Source organism: Sandarakinorhabdus sp. DWP1-3-1 (genome assembly GCF_049896705.1).
Lineage (GTDB): Bacteria > Pseudomonadota > Alphaproteobacteria > Sphingomonadales > Sphingomonadaceae > Sandarakinorhabdus.
In genome coordinates this window covers 1,847,434-1,864,139 of record NZ_JAFCUV010000001.1, presented here as the reverse complement: position 1 = coordinate 1,864,139, position 16,706 = coordinate 1,847,434, and the positions used below count along the sequence as shown (strand labels likewise).

The following is a 16,706-nucleotide window of genomic DNA, read 5'->3' as shown; positions in this document are numbered from 1 at the left end:
TCAATTCCCCTCGATGCGGTAACCATATTCGGCGGCGACGACGGTCGCCAGGTCGTGGCCGCGTGTCGCCATCAGGCGCTGCAGCTCGGCGATCTTGGCGTCGACGAGGAACCGGTACCAGAAGCCCTGCAGCCCATGGAACGCCAGCCCCTGCCAGCCATCGAGAATGCCGAGCAGCACGATGTAGCGGTACAGGAAATACAGCAGCGGCCGCAGCCCCAGCGGCAGCCTGGCATAGACATTGTCCTTGATCCAGCGCTTGCGCCGCGCCTCCGGCCCCATGTCGCCGGTGTCGGGCGGCCCGACTGCGCGCAATAGCTGGTCGATGGCCTCGCGGGTGGCATAGCCGTTGTGCTTGGCGGTCCACCAGCCGATCGAGTTGAGGTTGATGTCGGTGATGGTGCCGTCGATGTGGGTAACGGCGCCGCCGACGACGACATGTTCGTCCATCCAGCGGTTCTCGACGCGGCCGCGGCCGGTGCGCCACAGCCGGATGACGCGGGTCGGGAACATGCCGCCCCAGCGGATGCGGCGGCCGAGAAAGACCATGTCGCGATCGATGGTGGCGCCGGCCACGCCCGGATCGGCGCTAGCCATGAAGGCGGCGATGGCGGCGGCGAGTTCGGGCGATACCACCTCGTCGGCGTCGAGGCGCATCGTCCAGCCATGATTGTCACCGGCATGGTCGAGCCCCCAGTTGAACTGCTGGGCATAGTTGGTCCATTCGTGGCCGACGACATCGGCGCCGGCGGCGCTGGCGAGCGCGCAGGTGTCGTCGCGCGAGCCGCTGTCGACGACGATCATGCGGGTGGCGATGGCACGCACCGAATCGAGGCAGCGTTCGATGTGCCGGGCCTCGTCACGGGTCAGGATGATGACCGTGAGCGGTGGGTGCGTTGCGGCCGACATCAGGTGCCGTTGATGCCGACGGGGATCAGCCGGATGCCGTATTCTTCCTGGGCAACGGTGTTGAGCGTGTGCTGGCGCTGCGCCATCAGCGCCTCGACCTCGCGTTTCTTGATGTCGACGAGGAAGCGGAACCAGCCGGTCTGCAGCACGCAATAGACGAGGCCTTCCCAGCCATCGAGCAGCCCCAGGCGGACGAGATAGCGCCACAGCGTCACGACGGGCGCGCGGATGCCGACGGGCATGCCGCCGACGGCGCCGCTCGGCCAGCCGTCGTGGAGCTGCGCCAACGCCTCGCGGGTGGCATGGTCGTTCTGGCGGTCGGTCCACCAGCCGATATTGTGCAGGTCGATGGCGGCGATGTCGGCATCGATGGCGCCGGCGCGGCCGTGGACGATCATGCGGGTGCCGACCAGCCGGTCCTCGCAATGGCCATGGCCGGTGCGCCACAGCCGCAGCGTGCGTTCGGGATAAAGCCCGCCGCGACGCAGCCAGCGGCCGAGGAAGTGGAAGCGGCGGCGGACGGTGAAGCCGAGCGGCGTGGCGGGGAGCACCGTGAGGTCGGCGAGGCGGGCGGCGAGCGGCGGCAGGATGACCTCGTCGGCATGGAGGAGGAAGGTCCATTCGGTGGTGATGCCGGCGGTGTCGATGGCCCAGTTGATCTGGCGCGCATCGCTGCTCCATTTATGGACCAGCACCTCGGCGCCGTGGCTGCGGGCGATGTCGGGCGTGCCGTCGCTGGAGCCGGCGTCGATGACGATGATGCGCTGTGCCAGCGTGCCGATGCTGGCGAGGCAGCGGGCGATGTGCGGCGCCTCGTCGAGCACCGGGATGATCACCGTCAGCGCCATCAGTCGCGCATCCTGAGCAGCCGCGGCGGCGAGCCGGCGACGACGGCGTTGGCGGCGACATTGTGGGTGACGACCGAGGCGGCGCCGACGACGGCGCGGGCGCCGATGCGGACGCCGGGGCCGATGTAGCAGCGCACCGCCACCCAGGCGTCGTCGTCGATATGGATGGGGGCGCCGATCACCGGGCGGCCGGGGCGATCGAAATCGCGGCTGGCGGAGCACAGGTAGGTGTACTGGCTGACCCCGGCGTTGCGGCCGAACACGATTGGCGCGACATTGTAGACGACGACATGGTCGTCGATCGAGCTGCCGTCGGCCATGACGAGGTTCCAGGGTGCCCAGACGATGCTGCGCGGATAGGGGTGGACGCCGCGCCCGATGCTGGCGCCGAACAGGCGCAGCAGCAGGCAGCGCCAGCCGTGGGCGACGCGCGGGCTGGGGCGATAGAGCAGCGCATGGACGAGCCCCCAGGCAAAGCGCCCGGCGCGGTTGCGAAACGTCACGTCGATGTCGCGAAAGCCGGCGGTGCTGGCGGCGGCGGGGGTGTCAGGCATGCATGGGATCCGGTTCGGGCGCACCCTGCATGACCCGGCCATAGCTGTCGAGCAGGCGCGCGGCGATAGGGGCCCAGCCGAAGTCGCGCTGCACCAGGGCATGGCCGCGGCTGCCCATGGCGGCGCGCTCCGCCGGCGACAGGCGCATGGCGGTGGCGAGCGCCGTGGCGAGGCTGTCGGGGTCGGTGCCGGCCCGCCAGCCGCAGGCTTCGGTGGCGAGGCTGGCCCAGGGCGTGCCGGTGGTGGCGACGACGGGGACGCCGGCGGCCAGCGCCTCGGTGACGGTGATGCCGAAGTTTTCGGAAAAGCTGGGCAGCACGAACAGGTCGGCGGCGGCGAACAGCGCCGGCTTGTCGGCCTCGGCGACGGGTCCGGTGAGGCGGACGCGGTCGCCGAGGCCGAGTCGGGCGATCTGATCGCCAAGCGCGGTGCGGTGGTTGCCCTCGTCGGGGCCGCTGATCTGCAGCGTCCAGTCGGGGAACTGGGGCGCCAGCCGGGCCCAGGCGGCGACCAGCCCGGGCAGGTTCTTTTTCGGGTGCAGCCGCGACAGCGACAGCAGGGTGCGGCCGGGTGCGGCGGCGCGGTCGCTGCGATCGGGCAGCGGCGGGCAGGCGACGCCGTTGGGCACCAGCGCCACCGGCTTGCCGGGCAGCAGCGCGGCAATGGCGGCGGCCTCGGGCGCGGCGGTGGCGACGAGCAGCTCCGCCTGGGCCAGCAGGCGACGCTGGTAGAGTGCCCAGGCGAGCTGCTTGCGGCGGCGGTGCCAGGCCAGCGCCCAGGGCTCGAGCATGCCGTGGGGGGTGAGCAGCAGCGGCAGGCCGAGGCGACGGGCGGCGGTACCGGCGGCGATGTTGGCGAGGCTCCACAGGCCGTTGTCGTGGACGATGTCGGCACCGAGCGGCCGGATGGCGGCGGTGAAATCGGGCAAGCGGCCCGGCACCAGCAGCGTCGTCACCAGCGCCGGATCGGGCCGCAGCAGCGCGCCGTCGCGCGCCGGATCATGGCGGGCGACCAGCGTTACCCGGGCGCCGGCGCGGGCGAGGGCCTCGCACAGGTCGCGGATGGTGCGCGCCGGGCCGCCGTCGCGCTCGGCGATGCTGGCGATGGTCTGGACGACATGCATCAAAGGCGCGCGCGCAGGCCGGCGAGGGTCGCCGCCGGGCTGGCCAGCCGGCGCGCCAGCAGGCGCAGCGGGGCGATGATGTGGTCGCGGGCGGCGAGCGAGCGGCCGAGCGCCTTTTCCCGAATGCGGACAAGGTCCTGCGCATTAGCCGCTGCGAGGCGCCCGCTGCCGGTGATGCTGTCGCCATAGAGGCGAAAGGCGCCGAGCGCGTCGGGGATGTTGGCGACGCGGACCCCGGCGCAGAGCATGTCGACGAGCAGTTCGTAATCCCAGCACGTACGATTGGCAGTGTTGAAGCCGCCGGCGGCGGCGAGCGCCGCCGGCCGGAAGAAATGGCCCTGCTGGACGAAGGTCATGGCGCCCTGGCCGATGTCGGCGCGGCTGACGCGGCTGGTGCGGATCGGCCGCAGCACCCGGTCGTCGGCATCGACCAGCACGCCATTGCCGCAGACGGCATCGGTGTCGGGCCGTTCGGCAAAGGCACGGGCGACGGCGGCCAGCGCCCCGGGCAGCAGCCGGTCGTCGGCGTTGAGATAGCCGTAGATGGCGCCGGTGGCGCGGGCGAAGCCGCGGTTGAGGCCGTCGGCAGGACCGTCGTCGGGATCGAGGATAACCGGGCCGAGGCCGGGGGCGGCGGCGATGATCGTCCGGCTGGCGTCGGTGGAGCCGGGGTCGACGACGATATGCTCGATATCGGGGTAGCCCTGGTCGCGCACCGAGGCGAGCGCCGCCGGCAAGAACCGCGCCTGGTTGAACGACAGGGTGACGATCGAGATGCGCGGCAGGTCCATGGCTGGCGCCGGCCCTCGCACAAAGCCGGGCGGGGGTAAACTTCAGCGGCGGCCGGCGGCGCCCTCGCCGAGGGCGCGGACGAGGTCGCGGCCCCAGGTGCTTGCCGACCAGCCGGTGGCGGCCTTCAGCGCCGCGGCGGCGACGCCGGTGTCGGGTTCCGCGGCGGTGCCGGGCAGGATGGTGACATGGTCGGCGGCGTCCTTCCCGAAAAATTCAAAGGCGTGGCCGGCGAATTCGGCGGTGGTCAGCGTGTGGCCGGTGGCGACGGCGGCGTCGCGGACCTGGGGCAGGGCGGCGAGGCGCAGCACGGCGTCGACATATTCGGGGGTCCAGCCCCAATCCTGCGGGCCGGATTCGACCAGTTCCAGCCGCTCGGGCTCGCCCCGGGAGGCGCGCCAGGCGGCGGCGGTGATGCGGGCGGCGAGATTGTCGGTCGGGCCGAGCCGCGAATCATGCGGGTGGAGAATGGCGTTGAACCAGGGCCGGCCGTCGGCGGCGCGCGCCTCGGCGATGCGCCGGGCGCGGGCGGCGGCGTCGCGGTCGCGTTGCAGCCGGTCGCGATCGACGACATGGGCGATACGCAGGCCGGGCCGGGCGGCCGCCAGGATATTGTCGATCTGGGCCTCGAGGCCGTTTGCGGCGACCGCGAACACCACGTCGGCTCCGGCCGCGGCGGCGACCGGATCGTCGGTCAAGGCGACGGCGGCACCGATGCCGAGTTCGGCGATGGCATCCGGGCCGGCAACACCCGCCTTCACCCCGGTGACCCGCACGCCGCGGGCGTCGAGCAGCCGGGCGAGATAGGCGCCGACATGGTCGTCGACACCGAGGATGAGGGCGGAGGCATAGGGGAGCGCGGCCATCGGCGATTCCCGCCACGCCGCGCCCGGACTGTCAACTGCTGTTCCGCGTTCATGTTGCTGCAACGCAAAATGCTTTGAATTCGGCCGGGCCGGGCCGTATATCGTCGCGAGGCTGGCCGCCAGGCGCGGCCACCATGTGCAATTGCGAAGGCGACCGGGTGGCAGGCACCTTCATCCTCAAGCCCTATGAGCGGCGCCGCGATCCGGGCGTGTTCGGGCGCTTCATCCGCATTTTCGGGCTGATCATGCTGGCGGCATTCTATGGCCTGCTGTGCAGCGTCCTGCCGCTGCAGCTGCTGGTCGTGCCCGCCATCCCCATCCTGGTCCTCGTCGGCCTGATCCTGTGGATGCTGCCCGATGTCGGCGGGATCTATGCCGACACCATGGCAAAGCTGTTGGCGGCCTATGCCTTTCTGTTCGTCGTCTGGCCCTGGTACGTCGCGATCGATGTTCCCGGGGTGCCCTGGGTGTCGCCGCAGCGCATCTGCATCGCCGCGCTGGTCGCCGTCTTCCTGTTCAATCTCGCCAAATCGTCGGAATTCCGGCAGATGTTGACCGACGTGATGGCGGCATCACCGTTCACCCGGCGCGTCTTCTGGATTTTCTGCGGCGTGACCCTGGTGTCGCTTCCGTTCAGCGCCACGCTGGGCTTTTCGATCAACAAGTTCATCAACAACCAGATCTTCTGGACGATGATGTTCGTCGTGTCCGCCTGCCTGGCGACGCGGCCCGGCTTTGTCTTTCGGGTCGGACAGTTGCTGGTCATCGGCGCCATCATGGTCTCGATGGCCGGCCTGTACGAGGCGGCGAGCCAGCGGGTGATCTGGATGGACCATCTGCCGGGCTTCCTGCAGGTCGATCCCATATTGATGGCGACCTTCGCTTCGGCGCAGTCGCGCGCCGGCACCGACATCTACCGCGTCCGCGGCACCATGGGCGTCAGCCTCTATTATGCCGAGTATCTCGCCATGGTGCTGCCGTTCGTGCTGCACATGATCGTCTGCGACAAACGCTTTCGCAACAAGGTGCTGCTGTCCGCCGGCGCGGTCGCGATTGCCGCGAACATGTACCTGACGAACGCCCGTTCGGGGATGATCGGTCTGTTCGCGTCGCTGGTCGCCTATACCTTTTTCGTTGCTGTCCGCCTGCGTCGGCGAGACTCCGGCTCGCTGGTCAGTTCCGCGATGTTCTACGCCTATCCGCTCGCCGTGATGATGCTCGGCATGGTCGTCCTGGCGTCGACCCGGTTGCGCACGATGACGCTCGGCGGCGGCGCCCACCAGGCCAGTTCCGATGCGCGCAAGGCGCAGTGGGAAATGGGCATTCCCAAGATCATGGACCATCCGCTCGGCCATGGCGTCGGCCGCGCCAACGAGGCGCTGGGCTATACCAATCGCGGCGGCGGCGGCACCATCGACACCTATTACCTGTCGCTGCTGATGGATTATGGCCCGATCGGCTTTGTCTGCTTCCTGCTGATCTTCGCCTCGGTGGTCTGGTTCGGCTTCAAGGCCTATCTCGCCGCGGCGACCCCTGACCAGGACATGGCGGCACCGCTGGCCGTCGGCCTGCTCAACTTCCTCGTCATCAAGTCGGTGTTGAGCGCCGAGCTGAACATTCCGATCGCCTTCATGATGACCGGCTTTGTCGTCGGCCTGATGTACCAGCAGCAGCGTGCCGGCCTGGTGCCGCCGCCGGCGACGAAGCCGATCCTGCCGCGCCTGTTCAGCCGTTTCCGGGCCAGCCCGCAGGCGGCATGAGCGAGGCAGGCCGGGCGAGCCGCGCAGACTATCGCGCCTTTCGCTCCATCCCGACGCGCTGGATGGACAACGACGCCTATGGCCACGTCAACAACGTCGTCTACTACAGCTGGTTCGACACGGCGGTGAACACACTGCTCGTCGAAATGGGACTGCTCGACATCATGCACGGGCAGACCATCGGCCTCGTCGTTGAAACCGGCTGCCGCTATCATCGATCGGTGGCGTTTCCCGCCATTGTCGAAGCCGGCGTGCGGATCGCGCGGCTGGGCAGCAGCAGCGTCCGCTGGGAGGTGGGGATCTTTGTCGCCGGCTCCGACGCCATCGCGGCGGAAGGCTTTTTCGTCCATGTCTATGTCGATCGCGACACCCGGCGCCCGGTGCCGCTGACCGACGATTGGCGCACGGCGCTGACGGCGCTGGCCGCCTGATGGCGCGGCCGCCGACCACCTGACGCCTGGCGTAGCGTTTTCGCGCCGGCGTGAAGAGGCGCTGCGGGCGATGATCGTCGCCGAACGCGGGCGTGTGGCGAGGCACTTAACCATTCTCGATCTTGGCGGTCGCGCCTATTATCGGCGCCGCGCCGGCATCGATTTCCGCGATGCGCAAGTCGATGATCGGGGAGCGGCGATCGGCTTGACCGTCCTATGTCGGGCGGTGCTGGACAGGTCCGGCCAAGGGCTTTAATCGCCCGCAATGACCCACCCGACCGAATCCGTCCTGATCCTCGATTTCGGGAGCCAGGTGACGCAGCTGATCGCCCGCCGGGTGCGCGAGGCCGGGGTCTATTCGGAGATCGTGCCGTTCGCCAAGGGCGGCGAGGCCTATGACCGGCTGCAGCCGCGGGCGGTGATCCTGTCGGGCAGCCCGGCGTCGGTAACCGACGAGGGCAGCCCCCGGGTGCCCGACAATATCCTCGCCGCCGACGTGCCGATCCTCGGCATCTGCTATGGCGAGCAGGTGCTGTGCGCGCAGACCGGCGGCCAGGTCGGGCCATCGGGCCACCGCGAGTTCGGGCGGGCCGATATCGACATCGTCGACGATTGCGCGCTGTTCGACGGCGTCTGGGCCAAGGGTGATCGCCCGCATGTCTGGATGAGCCATGGCGACCGCATCGACGCGATCCCGGATGGCTTTCGCCCCGTCGCCGTGTCCGCCGGCGCGCCGTTCGCCGCCATCGCCGATGACCGTCGCCGCCGCTATGGCGTGCAGTTTCACCCCGAGGTGCATCACACCCCCGATGGTGGCCGCCTGCTGGCCAATTTTGTCCACAACGTCGCCGGCATGGCGTCGAACTGGACGATGGCGGGCTTTCGCGCCGCCAAGATCGCCGAGATCCGCGAGCAGGTCGGCAGCGAGCGCGTGCTGTGCGGGCTGTCGGGCGGGGTCGATTCGTCGGTCGCCGCGTTGTTGATCCATGAAGCGATCGGCGACCAGTTGACCTGCGTGTTCGTTGACCATGGCCTGTTGCGGCAGGGCGAGGCCGAGCAGGTCGTCGGGCTGTTCCGCGAGCATTACCACATCCCGCTGGTCCATGTGGACGCCAGCGACGTGTTCATGGCCGGGCTGGCCGGCGTCACCGATCCGGAGAAGAAGCGCAAGTTCATCGGCGGCGCCTTCATCGACGTGTTCGAGGCGGAGGCGAAGAAGATCGGCGGCGCGCGCTTCCTGGCGCAGGGCACGCTGTACCCCGATGTCATCGAGAGCGTGTCGTTCACCGGGGGCCCAAGCGTCACCATCAAGAGCCACCATAATGTCGGCGGCCTGCCGGCGCGGATGAACATGGCGCTGGTCGAACCGCTGCGGGAGCTGTTCAAGGACGAGGTGCGGCGCCTGGGCGTCGAGCTGGGCCTGCCGCCGGCGTTCGTCGGCCGCCATCCGTTTCCGGGGCCGGGTCTTGCCATCCGCATTCCGGGCGAGGTCACCAAGGACGCCTGCGACACGTTGCGCAAGGCCGACGCCATCTATCTCGAGGAAATCCGCAACGCCGGGCTGTACGACGAGATCTGGCAGGCCTTTGCCGTGCTGCTGCCGGTGCGCACCGTCGGCGTGATGGGCGACGGGCGGACCTATGACAAGGTCTGCGGGCTGCGCGCCGTCACCAGCGTCGATGGCATGACGGCGGATGTCTATCCGTTCGAAAGCGCGTTCCTGTCCCGTGTCGCCACCCGCATCGTCAACGAGGTGCCGGGCATCAACCGCGTCGTCTACGACTATACGTCGAAGCCGCCCGGCACGATCGAGTGGGAGTGACCGATGGCAAGTCCTGACAGCCCGCCCCGCGCGGCGCCCCCGCCGGTGCCCGCGCCAGCGCCCTACAGCGCGGCCCGGATCGCCAGCGCTGCGGTGATCGTCGTGGCGATCGTCGCCGTCGCCTGGGGCGCGACGCTGCTTTCGCGGTTCTTCATGCTGGTGTTCGCTGCGATCGTCATTGCCGCGATCTTCGACACCATTGCCAGCTGGCTGGTCCGCAAATCGGGGATGAAGCGGTCGATCGCGCTGGCGCTGTCGGTGATCGGCATCATCGCGCTGTTCATCGGCGCCTTCACGCTGTTCGGCACACAGCTGGCGAGTGAGTTCGACACCATCCGGCAGACCGTGCCGCGCGCGCTGCGCGGGCTGGAAGGGTTCCTCGACCGCTTCGGTCTCGGCGAACAGGCACGGCAGCTGGCCAAGGTCAGCAGCGACGATATCTCCGGCATGCTGTCGCGGGCCGGGGGCTATGCGCTGGCGGCGGGCAATGGGCTGGCCGATTTCGTGCTGGTGCTGGTCGGCGCGATCTTCCTCGCCGGGGATCCCGCCACCTATCGCCGGGGGCTGCTGCTGATGGTGCCCACGCGTGTCGAGCCGATCGCCGCGCTGGCGATCGACGACGCTTCGGCCGGCCTGCGCGGCTGGATGGTCGGCCAGGCGGTGTCGTCGCTGGTCGTGGCGGCGCTGACCTGGGCCGGGCTGGCGCTGCTCGGCGTGCCGGCATCGGGCGGGCTGGGGCTGATCGCCGGGCTGCTCGACATCATCCCGATGGTCGGGCCGGTGATTGCCGGCGTGCCGGCGGTGCTGCTGGCCTTTACCGAATCGCCGGCGACGGCGCTGTGGACGCTGTTGCTGTTCCTCGGCATCCAGCAGCTGCAGGGCAATTTCCTGCAGCCGATGATCCAGAAACACGCCGTCGACGTGCCACCCGCGGTGCTGCTGTTCGCGGTGTTCGCCGCCGGGCTGCTGTTCGGCTTCATCGGCGTGCTGCTGTCGGCGCCGTTGACAGTCGTCGTCTATGTTCTTGTCCAGCGCATCTATGTGCAGGCGATCCTGGGCAAGCCGATCAAGGTGGCGGGCGCCGACTGAACGACAGGGAGCGGCCGATGGCACTCAGTATCCTCGTCTTCTACGGGTCATACCGTTCCGACCGGAAGGGCATCCGCCTCGCGGACTACCTCGTCAGGGCGCTGGCCGGGCGTGGTCATGATGTCGAGCTGGTCGATGCCAGGGCGGTCGGTTTGCCGATGCTCGACCGGATGTTCAAGGAGCATGCGGCGGGGGAGGCACCGCCGGCGATGGCGGCGCTGGCGGGGAAGATCAGGGCGGCCGATGCGTTCGTGTTCGTCGCCGGCGAATACAACTGGGGCATGCAGCCGGGGCTGAAGAACCTCACCGATCATTTCCTCGAGGAATGGTTCTGGCGGCCGGCGGCGATCGCCAGCTATTCGGCCGGGCGGCTGGGCGGCGCACGGGCGAACAGCGCCTGGCACGCGACATTGTCGGAAATGGGCATGGTGGTGGTGTCGAGCACGCTGACGGTCGGCGGCATCGGCAATGCGCTGGACGCCGACGGCACGCCGACAGGTGACAGCGGCGCCGCGCTGGCCAAGCAGTTCCCGCGCTTCGCCGCCGATCTGGAATGGTGGGCAGAGGCCGGCAAGCGCCAGCGCGACGCGGTGCCGGTGCCCTATTGAGGATTTGCGAATGACGCTGACGCTGCACGGCATCAAGAATTGCGACACGGTGAAAAAGGCGCGCGCCTGGCTCGATGCCCGCGGCGTCGCCTATCGCTTTCACGACTACAAGGCATCGGGCGCCGATGCCGCTGACCTCAACGCCTGGGTCGCCGCGCTGGGCTGGGAAACGGTGCTCAACCGCGCCGGCACGACGTTTCGCGGGCTGGCGGATGCCGACAAGGCGGGCATCGACGCCGACAAGGCGGTGGCGCTGATGCTGGCGCAGCCGTCGCTGATCAAGCGGCCGATGCTGGTCGGCGACGGCGTGCTGCTCGCGGGGTTCAAACCTGAAGTCTACGAGGCGACGATCAGGGGCTGACGCGCATCCGCCAGCTTCTTCGAACGATCCGTTCCATATTATGCCGATTTCCTGAAACGTCGGCGGCCGTTACAAACGCGCCAACCCAAACACAGGAGACTCACGATGCCCAAGGTTCTGGTGCTTTACTATTCGAGCTATGGCCATGTCGAGACGATGGCCCAGGCCGTTGCCGAGGGCGCCCGCGCCGCCGGCGCCACCGTCGATGTCAAGCGTGTGCCGGAAACGGTGCCCGACGACATTGCCAAGGCCAATTACTTCAAGACCGAGCAGGACGCCCCCGTCGCCACCATCGCCGAGCTGGCCAGCTATGACGCGGTCATCATCGGGGCACCGACGCGTTTCGGCCGCATGCCGTCGCAGCTGGCGGCGTTCCTCGACCAGGCCGGCGGCCTATGGGCGTCGGGCGCGATGAACGGCAAGGTCGGCGCGGCCTTCACCTCGTCGGCGTCGCAGCATGGCGGCAACGAAACGACCCTGTTCTCGATCATTACCAACCTGCTGCATTTCGGCATGGTCGTCGTCGGCCTGCCGTACAGCCACCAGGGCCAGATGACGCTGGAGGAGATCGTCGGCGGCGCGCCGTATGGCGCCACCACCATCGCCGGCGGCAAGGGCGAGCGCCAGCCGAGCACGATCGAGCTCGACGGCGCCCGCCACCAGGGCGAGCTGGTCGCGAAGACCGCGGCAAAGCTGTTCGGCTGACAACCCGCTTGCCCGGCGCCGCGGCTGGCGACAGAAGCGGCGCCGTAGCAGGGGAGCGCGCATGCACTGGCTGATCAAGTCTGAACCGTTCAAATACAGCTGGGACATGCTGGTCCGCGACGGGTCGACGACCTGGGACGGCGTGCGCAACAACCAGGCGGCGATCTACCTGCGGTCGATGAAGATTGGCGAGGAACTGGCATTCTATCACAGCAACGAGGGGCTGGCGGTGGTCGGCGTCGCGCGGGTTGCAGGTGAACATTTCATCGACCCGAGCGACCCCAAGGGCCGGTTTCCGGCGGTCACCGTCGCGCCGGTGCGACCGCTGGCGATGCGGGTGACACTGGCGGCGATGAAGGCCGAGCCGCGGCTGGCGGGCATGGCGATGTTCCGCCAGTTCCGGCTGTCGGTGGCGCCGGTGACCGATGCCGAATGGGACGTGATCATGGAAATGGGCGGCGGCTGACGCTTGCCCTCGGGCCGTGTTCGGCGCAGGAAAACGGCCATGTCGACCACCTTCACTCTCGATACCGCCACCAGCCGCGCCCATCCGGTGCCGGAGCCGGTGCGGCGGCTGACCGTGCCCGGCATCGCCAAGCGCAAGGGCGGCGAGCCGGTGGTCATGCTGACCGCCTATACGGCGCGGATGGCGCAGCTGCTCGACAAGCATTGCGACATGCTGCTGGTCGGCGATTCGCTGGGCCAAGTCATCTATGGCCTCGACACCACGGTGAAGGTGACGCTGGACATGATGATCGCGCACGGCGCGGCGGTGGTGCGCGGGTCGTACCGGTCGGTCGTCGTCGTCGACATGCCGTTCGGCAGCTATGAGGCGTCACCGCAGCAGGCGTTCGAAAGCGCGGCGCGGGTGATGAAGGAGACCGGCGCCGCCGCCGTGAAGCTGGAAGGCGGCACGGCGATGGCGGAGACCATCAGCTTCCTGTCACGCCGCGGCATTCCCGTCGTCGCCCATGTCGGGCTGACGCCGCAGGCGGTCAATGCGCTCGGCGGCTATGGCGCGCGCGGCCGCAGCGAGGCCGAGGCGGCGACCATTCTCGCCGATGCCGTCGCGGTGGCCGAGGCCGGCGCCTTTGCGCTCGTCGTCGAAGGCGTCGTCGAGCCGCTGGCGCGCCAGATCACCGAAAGCGTCCGCTGCCCGACCATCGGCATCGGCGCGTCGGCAGCCTGCGACGGCCAGGTGCTCGTCGTCGACGACATGCTCGGCATGTTCGAGCGGGTGCCGCGCTTCGTGGAGCGCTTCGACGACCTGGCGGTGCGCATCGACGCTGCTGCCGGGAGCTATGCCGCCGCCGTGCGCGAGCGGCGGTTTCCGACCGAGAAGCAACTCTACCGCTAGCAGGCCAGCCCGCCGAGCGTCTGCCCGCCCGGCACCCCGGCTTGCTTGCACAACGTGCGCAAGGCCGCGGCGTCACCCGGGTCGAAGCGCAGCCGGCGCGGTGCGATCGGGTTGTCGCCGATCGTCCAGTCGGCGCCCTTGCCCTTGTTGTAGATGATGGCGCCGGCGACGTAATTGCCGGCGATGGTGACGTTGCTGTCGCTGCCGTTGACCAGCAGGCCGCCCTTTGGCGCGATCAGCACGTTGTTGCGGATGGTCACCGTGCGGGTTTCGGCGCCCCAGCTGGTCAGCGCCGCCTGCGCCGTCGGCGTCGCCAGGAAGATATTGCGCTCGATGACGAAATCATGGTCGCCGGGGCCCGGACGGCTCTTGTCGCCGTGGAAGGTCATCGGGCGTGAGGTGTTGTCGATGAAATTGTCGGTAACCTTGATGCGGCGATTGGCAAGGTAGAGCGAGATGCCGTTGCCGTGGATGCCGTGCAGGTCGGTCAGCACGTTGCCGCTGATCTCGCTGTCGGTCACGCCGAGCAGGGCGATGCCGGTCCGCCCGACGCTTTCGATGCGATTGCCGATGATCCTGATGTTGCGCATATTGCCGGCGATGCGCATGCCCGAGCCGCGCTCGATCCTGATGATGACGTTGTTGCGGATCACCGTATCGGAGATATTGCCGAGACTGAGAACGCCCTTGCCATCCCACAGCGCCGAGTTTTCGAAGCGGTTGTTGCTGATCAGCAGCCCGCTGCCGACACTGCCGCCGCGGGAGATCGCCTGGCCCTCGCCGCGCCCTTTGGGAGCGGCGGTCTGGTGGCGAAAGACGAAACCGGTGATGGCGATGCCCTGCCGGTTGCGCAGGTCGAAGCCACCGCGGCCGCTGCCGACCATCAACCGGCCGCTGCGGGCCCAGACGATCGCCTGGCCCGGCCCGGTGACGGCGTATTGGCCGGGGGCGGTGATGGCACCGGGCAGCCCGAGCAGCGCATAGCGGTTGGTCCGGTTGGAAAACACCTTGATGCCGGCGGGATCGAACAACACCGTGTCGCCGGACACGCCGGTGACCGGGCGGCGCACGACCTGATTGCCGAACACCCAGAGCTGCAGCGTGCCGCGGGCCCGGCCGCCGAGCTGGCGGGCGATGCCGGGCGCCTCCAGCCGGCCGCTTTCGATGGCGGCCGCCTCCGTCGCGGGCGCCGTGGCAAAGCCGCCGACGTCGTCGGCAAAGAACGGGTCGGCAACCGCCGGCGTCTGCGCCTCGAACATCACGCCTTCGCCATCGTAGAATTTGATGAAGCTTGTTTCGGGCGGGGTGAACCTGACGAGGCTGAGCTTTTGCCAGTTGGCGGCATCGCCGCATTCCGCCGCCGACCGGCACGGCGTGACCGCGGTGACCGGATCGCCGCCCTCGATGATCGCCGGGCCGCTGCCATAGCCGCTGCCGGTATAGGTCAGCAGGCGATCGCCGGTGCCGTCGCCCTTGATGGCGATGGTGCCGCGATAGGCGACGCCGCCCTTGAAGCGCACCACGTCGCCGGCGCCCGGCATGGCGCTTGCGGCGGTGCCGGTGGCGGCAGGGTCGCCCGGCGCGTGCTGCCAGGGCGTCGACGGCGAGGTACCGCCGGCGCGGTCGTTGCCGGCGTCATAATCGACATAATAGGTTGCAGCGGCAGCAGGCGTGCCGCCGGCGAGAAGCAGCAGCAGGGCAAAACCGATTTTCAAGCGCCGTCTCCGGACATGAGGGTGGCAAGCAATTGGTCGACCGTGAGGACGAAGCCGAGCGTGGCGCGGCCGGGGGTGGCGTCGCCGCGGGCAAAGGCGACCAGCGCATCGCGATTGAAGATTCCGCTATCGGCGAGCCGGTCGACGTCGATGGCACCGTTGAGGCCGTGCCGCAGCGCGAGCGACCCGGCGGTGGCCGATCCGATGGTTGCGCGATCGCGTGCCGACAAGCGCTGTTGCAACTTTGCCGTTGCTTTCGCGACAAAACGCCGTGCCTGGGCGACGCGATTGCCGACTCCGCCGCGTGCCACCGCCGCCGGGACCAGGCCCGAATCGAGGGCGATGGCGGCCAGGCCCGGATCGAGCCGGGCGATTTCCTGCGCCACGAAACGCGAGGCGTTTTTTTGCGCCGGCGGCGTCACCCGGGCCAGCGCCAGCACATCGGCATCGAAGAACGGCAGCAGTACCGGGCGCCGGCCGAGCGTCGCCGACACCGCGGTGCCGCACCAGCGGTGCATGCGCTGTTCGAGGTAGAAGCGATCGAGGGCGGCACCCCAGCTTGCGTCGTCGCCGCCGAGCAGCTGATCGGTCAGGCGCGCGGTGATCGTGGCGCGGGCCGCCGCCAGCCAGGCCGGATCGAACAGCGCCGGGCTGACGAGATCGTTGGAAATGATGCGCCAGCCGATGACCCGTGCCGCCAGCGCCGCCGATGGCGCCGCGTCGAGCGGCTGGCCGGGATAGTAGAAGCCGCGCAGGATCTCGCCGTTCTGGCCGCTGAAGCGCGCCACCGGCGGCCGGCCGGCGTTGATGACGTTGACGCCGGCGCGATCGAGCGGATTGGCGGTGAAATCGTCGCGTGCCGCGGCGCTGTGCAGGACGGCGGCGAAATCGGCAGCGGAAAGCCGGGCGAGCGCCGACTGGTCTACGATCACATGCTGCATCCCGGCATGGGCGGCGAGGCGCGCGGCGACGATGACATCGGGCGCGTCGGGGGTGCCAATGGTGAAGCCGGTGGTACTGGGCCGGTCGGCTGCCGGCAACGCCGCCAGCATCAGCCGGCTGTCCCAGCCGCCGCTCAGCTCGATTTCGGCCGTCTCGTGCGCGGCGCGCAGGCGGGCAACGGCGGCGGCGATGGCATCCTCGGGGGCGGCGAGCCGACTCGGCGGCGGCATGGCGACCATCGCCAGGCAGCCACCCGCAAGCTCGGCGATGTGACCCGCCGCCAGCTTGCCGACGCCGGCGACCGCGCTGTCGAGCCCGACCATCGCGCCCGTCAGCGCCAGCCCGGCCAGCGCCATGGTGTCGATGCCGAGGCCAAAGCGCCGGGCGATGGCGGTGGCGCTGTCGCCGATCGCCGCGACGCCCGGCCCGGCCCAGGTGAACCAGTGGCCGAGGCCCGGATGGTCGGCGGCGGCGCGCACCGTGTCGCCGTCCTGCCAGGCGAGGCGGAACGGCGGTGCCCAGTCGGCAAAGGCAGCGACGCCCTGCGCGGCCAGCGCCGCGGCGACGGCGGTCGCGGACAGGCGGCAAGCGTCGCGCCGGTCGACGATGTCGCCCTGCAGACCTACCAGCGGATCGGGAACAGCGGGCCAGCGGCCAGCCCCATGGTCCGCGTCGCGCCACAGCAGCAGCGTCGGGCCGAGCCGCACCAGTCCGTCGGCATGACGGGCGGCGGCCCGGTCGGCCTGGCCAGGTTCCGCGAAACTGGCGATCAGCACCGGGCAACGATCCTTTCGGCGCCGCGGCGTGCGGCGCTGACTTTGGCCGCA

The 16,706-nt window shown here is 69.4% G+C and carries 18 protein-coding genes; 10 read left to right on the top strand and 8 right to left on the bottom strand.

Going from position 1 to position 16,706, the window contains the following annotated elements:
- From ACP7AI_RS08980 to ACP7AI_RS08955, 6 genes are read right to left on the bottom strand one after another with little or no spacing between them, the layout of a single operon-like run.
- Nucleotides 1-909 carry a glycosyltransferase family 2 protein gene (locus ACP7AI_RS08980; protein WP_426166390.1) on the bottom strand — a complete coding sequence of 303 codons (909 nt, stop codon included), beginning with the start codon at nucleotides 907-909 and terminating at the stop codon, nucleotides 1-3.
- Complete coding sequence (locus ACP7AI_RS08975; protein ID WP_426166387.1) at nucleotides 909-1,757, bottom strand: glycosyltransferase family 2 protein; 849 nt, start codon at nucleotides 1,755-1,757, stop codon at nucleotides 909-911. Before ACP7AI_RS08975 ends, ACP7AI_RS08980 begins: the two co-directional genes overlap by 1 nt.
- A complete protein-coding gene (locus ACP7AI_RS08970) occupies nucleotides 1,757-2,311 on the bottom strand; it encodes a hypothetical protein (RefSeq protein ID WP_426166385.1) in 555 nt (184 codons plus the stop codon). The genes ACP7AI_RS08975 and ACP7AI_RS08970 overlap by 1 nt, the downstream gene beginning before the upstream one ends.
- Nucleotides 2,304-3,434, bottom strand: coding sequence for a glycosyltransferase (locus ACP7AI_RS08965; protein WP_426166382.1), 1,131 nt, complete (start codon nucleotides 3,432-3,434; stop codon nucleotides 2,304-2,306). The genes ACP7AI_RS08970 and ACP7AI_RS08965 overlap by 8 nt, the downstream gene beginning before the upstream one ends.
- The gene (locus ACP7AI_RS08960; RefSeq protein WP_426166379.1) at nucleotides 3,434-4,225 is read right to left on the bottom strand and encodes a glycosyltransferase; all 792 of its coding nucleotides are present in this window, start codon (nucleotides 4,223-4,225) and stop codon (nucleotides 3,434-3,436) included. The genes ACP7AI_RS08965 and ACP7AI_RS08960 overlap by 1 nt, the downstream gene beginning before the upstream one ends.
- A 42-nt stretch (nucleotides 4,226-4,267) precedes the next feature.
- Nucleotides 4,268-5,089, bottom strand: a complete 822-nt coding sequence (locus ACP7AI_RS08955; RefSeq protein WP_426166377.1) for a GDP-mannose 4,6-dehydratase — start codon at nucleotides 5,087-5,089, stop codon at nucleotides 4,268-4,270.
- 158 nt (nucleotides 5,090-5,247) lie between these two features.
- Between ACP7AI_RS08955 and ACP7AI_RS08950 the strand changes: the two genes are divergently transcribed.
- The 10 genes from ACP7AI_RS08950 (at nucleotide 5,248) to panB (ending at nucleotide 13,222) form a co-directional block, all read left to right on the top strand.
- Nucleotides 5,248-6,849 (top strand): O-antigen ligase family protein, encoded by a 1,602-nt coding sequence (locus tag ACP7AI_RS08950; RefSeq protein WP_426166374.1) that lies wholly within the window; start codon nucleotides 5,248-5,250, stop codon nucleotides 6,847-6,849.
- A complete protein-coding gene (locus tag ACP7AI_RS08945) occupies nucleotides 6,846-7,280 on the top strand; it encodes an acyl-CoA thioesterase (protein ID WP_426166372.1) in 435 nt (144 codons plus the stop codon). Before ACP7AI_RS08950 ends, ACP7AI_RS08945 begins: the two co-directional genes overlap by 4 nt.
- Before the next feature lie 70 nt (nucleotides 7,281-7,350).
- Nucleotides 7,351-7,536, top strand: a complete 186-nt coding sequence (locus ACP7AI_RS08940; protein WP_426166369.1) for a hypothetical protein — start codon at nucleotides 7,351-7,353, stop codon at nucleotides 7,534-7,536.
- 9 nt (nucleotides 7,537-7,545) lie between these two features.
- Nucleotides 7,546-9,102 carry a glutamine-hydrolyzing GMP synthase gene (guaA, locus tag ACP7AI_RS08935; protein WP_426166367.1) on the top strand — a complete coding sequence of 519 codons (1,557 nt, stop codon included), beginning with the start codon at nucleotides 7,546-7,548 and terminating at the stop codon, nucleotides 9,100-9,102.
- A gap of 3 nt (nucleotides 9,103-9,105) precedes the next feature.
- Nucleotides 9,106-10,191 (top strand): AI-2E family transporter, encoded by a 1,086-nt coding sequence (locus tag ACP7AI_RS08930; protein WP_426166365.1) that lies wholly within the window; start codon nucleotides 9,106-9,108, stop codon nucleotides 10,189-10,191.
- Between the two features lie 17 nt (nucleotides 10,192-10,208).
- On the top strand, nucleotides 10,209-10,799 hold the full coding sequence (locus ACP7AI_RS08925) for an NADPH-dependent FMN reductase (RefSeq protein ID WP_426166362.1): 591 nt from the start codon (nucleotides 10,209-10,211) through the stop codon (nucleotides 10,797-10,799).
- Between the two features lie 10 nt (nucleotides 10,800-10,809).
- The gene (locus tag ACP7AI_RS08920) at nucleotides 10,810-11,160 is read left to right on the top strand and encodes an ArsC family reductase (protein ID WP_426166359.1); all 351 of its coding nucleotides are present in this window, start codon (nucleotides 10,810-10,812) and stop codon (nucleotides 11,158-11,160) included.
- Nucleotides 11,161-11,265: 105 nt separating this feature from the next.
- Nucleotides 11,266-11,865, top strand: a complete 600-nt coding sequence (gene wrbA, locus ACP7AI_RS08915; RefSeq protein ID WP_426166357.1) for an NAD(P)H:quinone oxidoreductase — start codon at nucleotides 11,266-11,268, stop codon at nucleotides 11,863-11,865.
- 61 nt (nucleotides 11,866-11,926) lie between these two features.
- Nucleotides 11,927-12,331, top strand: coding sequence for an EVE domain-containing protein (locus ACP7AI_RS08910; RefSeq protein WP_426166354.1), 405 nt, complete (start codon nucleotides 11,927-11,929; stop codon nucleotides 12,329-12,331).
- A 39-nt stretch (nucleotides 12,332-12,370) separates the two neighbouring features.
- The gene (gene panB / locus ACP7AI_RS08905) at nucleotides 12,371-13,222 is read left to right on the top strand and encodes a 3-methyl-2-oxobutanoate hydroxymethyltransferase (RefSeq protein ID WP_426166351.1); all 852 of its coding nucleotides are present in this window, start codon (nucleotides 12,371-12,373) and stop codon (nucleotides 13,220-13,222) included.
- Here the strand turns inward: panB and ACP7AI_RS08900 are convergent.
- Nucleotides 13,219-14,937: a right-handed parallel beta-helix repeat-containing protein gene (locus ACP7AI_RS08900; protein WP_426166348.1), complete on the bottom strand. Its 1,719-nt coding sequence runs from the start codon at nucleotides 14,935-14,937 to the stop codon at nucleotides 13,219-13,221. The two genes, panB and ACP7AI_RS08900, sit on opposite strands and share 4 nt — an antisense overlap.
- Nucleotides 14,934-16,655, bottom strand: coding sequence for an asparagine synthase-related protein (locus ACP7AI_RS08895; protein WP_426166345.1), 1,722 nt, complete (start codon nucleotides 16,653-16,655; stop codon nucleotides 14,934-14,936). Before ACP7AI_RS08895 ends, ACP7AI_RS08900 begins: the two co-directional genes overlap by 4 nt.
- Between the last annotated feature and the right edge of the window lie 51 nt (nucleotides 16,656-16,706).

Bases quoted from the DNA above. Each gene is read 5' to 3' on its own strand.
- ACP7AI_RS08980 (WP_426166390.1), bottom strand. From the start codon at position 909: ATGTCGGCCGCAACGCACCCACCGCTCACGGTCATCATCCTGACCCGT.
- ACP7AI_RS08975 (WP_426166387.1), bottom strand. From the start codon at position 1,757: ATGGCGCTGACGGTGATCATCCCGGTGCTCGACGAGGCGCCGCACATC.
- ACP7AI_RS08970 (WP_426166385.1), bottom strand. From the start codon at position 2,311: ATGCCTGACACCCCCGCCGCCGCCAGCACCGCCGGCTTTCGCGACATC.
- ACP7AI_RS08965 (WP_426166382.1), bottom strand. From the start codon at position 3,434: ATGCATGTCGTCCAGACCATCGCCAGCATCGCCGAGCGCGACGGCGGC.
- ACP7AI_RS08960 (WP_426166379.1), bottom strand. From the start codon at position 4,225: ATGGACCTGCCGCGCATCTCGATCGTCACCCTGTCGTTCAACCAGGCG.
- ACP7AI_RS08955 (WP_426166377.1), bottom strand. From the start codon at position 5,089: ATGGCCGCGCTCCCCTATGCCTCCGCCCTCATCCTCGGTGTCGACGAC.
- ACP7AI_RS08945 (WP_426166372.1), top strand. From the start codon at position 6,846: ATGAGCGAGGCAGGCCGGGCGAGCCGCGCAGACTATCGCGCCTTTCGC.
- ACP7AI_RS08940 (WP_426166369.1), top strand. From the start codon at position 7,351: ATGATCGTCGCCGAACGCGGGCGTGTGGCGAGGCACTTAACCATTCTC.
- guaA (WP_426166367.1), top strand. From the start codon at position 7,546: ATGACCCACCCGACCGAATCCGTCCTGATCCTCGATTTCGGGAGCCAG.
- ACP7AI_RS08930 (WP_426166365.1), top strand. From the start codon at position 9,106: ATGGCAAGTCCTGACAGCCCGCCCCGCGCGGCGCCCCCGCCGGTGCCC.
- ACP7AI_RS08925 (WP_426166362.1), top strand. From the start codon at position 10,209: ATGGCACTCAGTATCCTCGTCTTCTACGGGTCATACCGTTCCGACCGG.
- ACP7AI_RS08920 (WP_426166359.1), top strand. From the start codon at position 10,810: ATGACGCTGACGCTGCACGGCATCAAGAATTGCGACACGGTGAAAAAG.
- wrbA (WP_426166357.1), top strand. From the start codon at position 11,266: ATGCCCAAGGTTCTGGTGCTTTACTATTCGAGCTATGGCCATGTCGAG.
- ACP7AI_RS08910 (WP_426166354.1), top strand. From the start codon at position 11,927: ATGCACTGGCTGATCAAGTCTGAACCGTTCAAATACAGCTGGGACATG.
- panB (WP_426166351.1), top strand. From the start codon at position 12,371: ATGTCGACCACCTTCACTCTCGATACCGCCACCAGCCGCGCCCATCCG.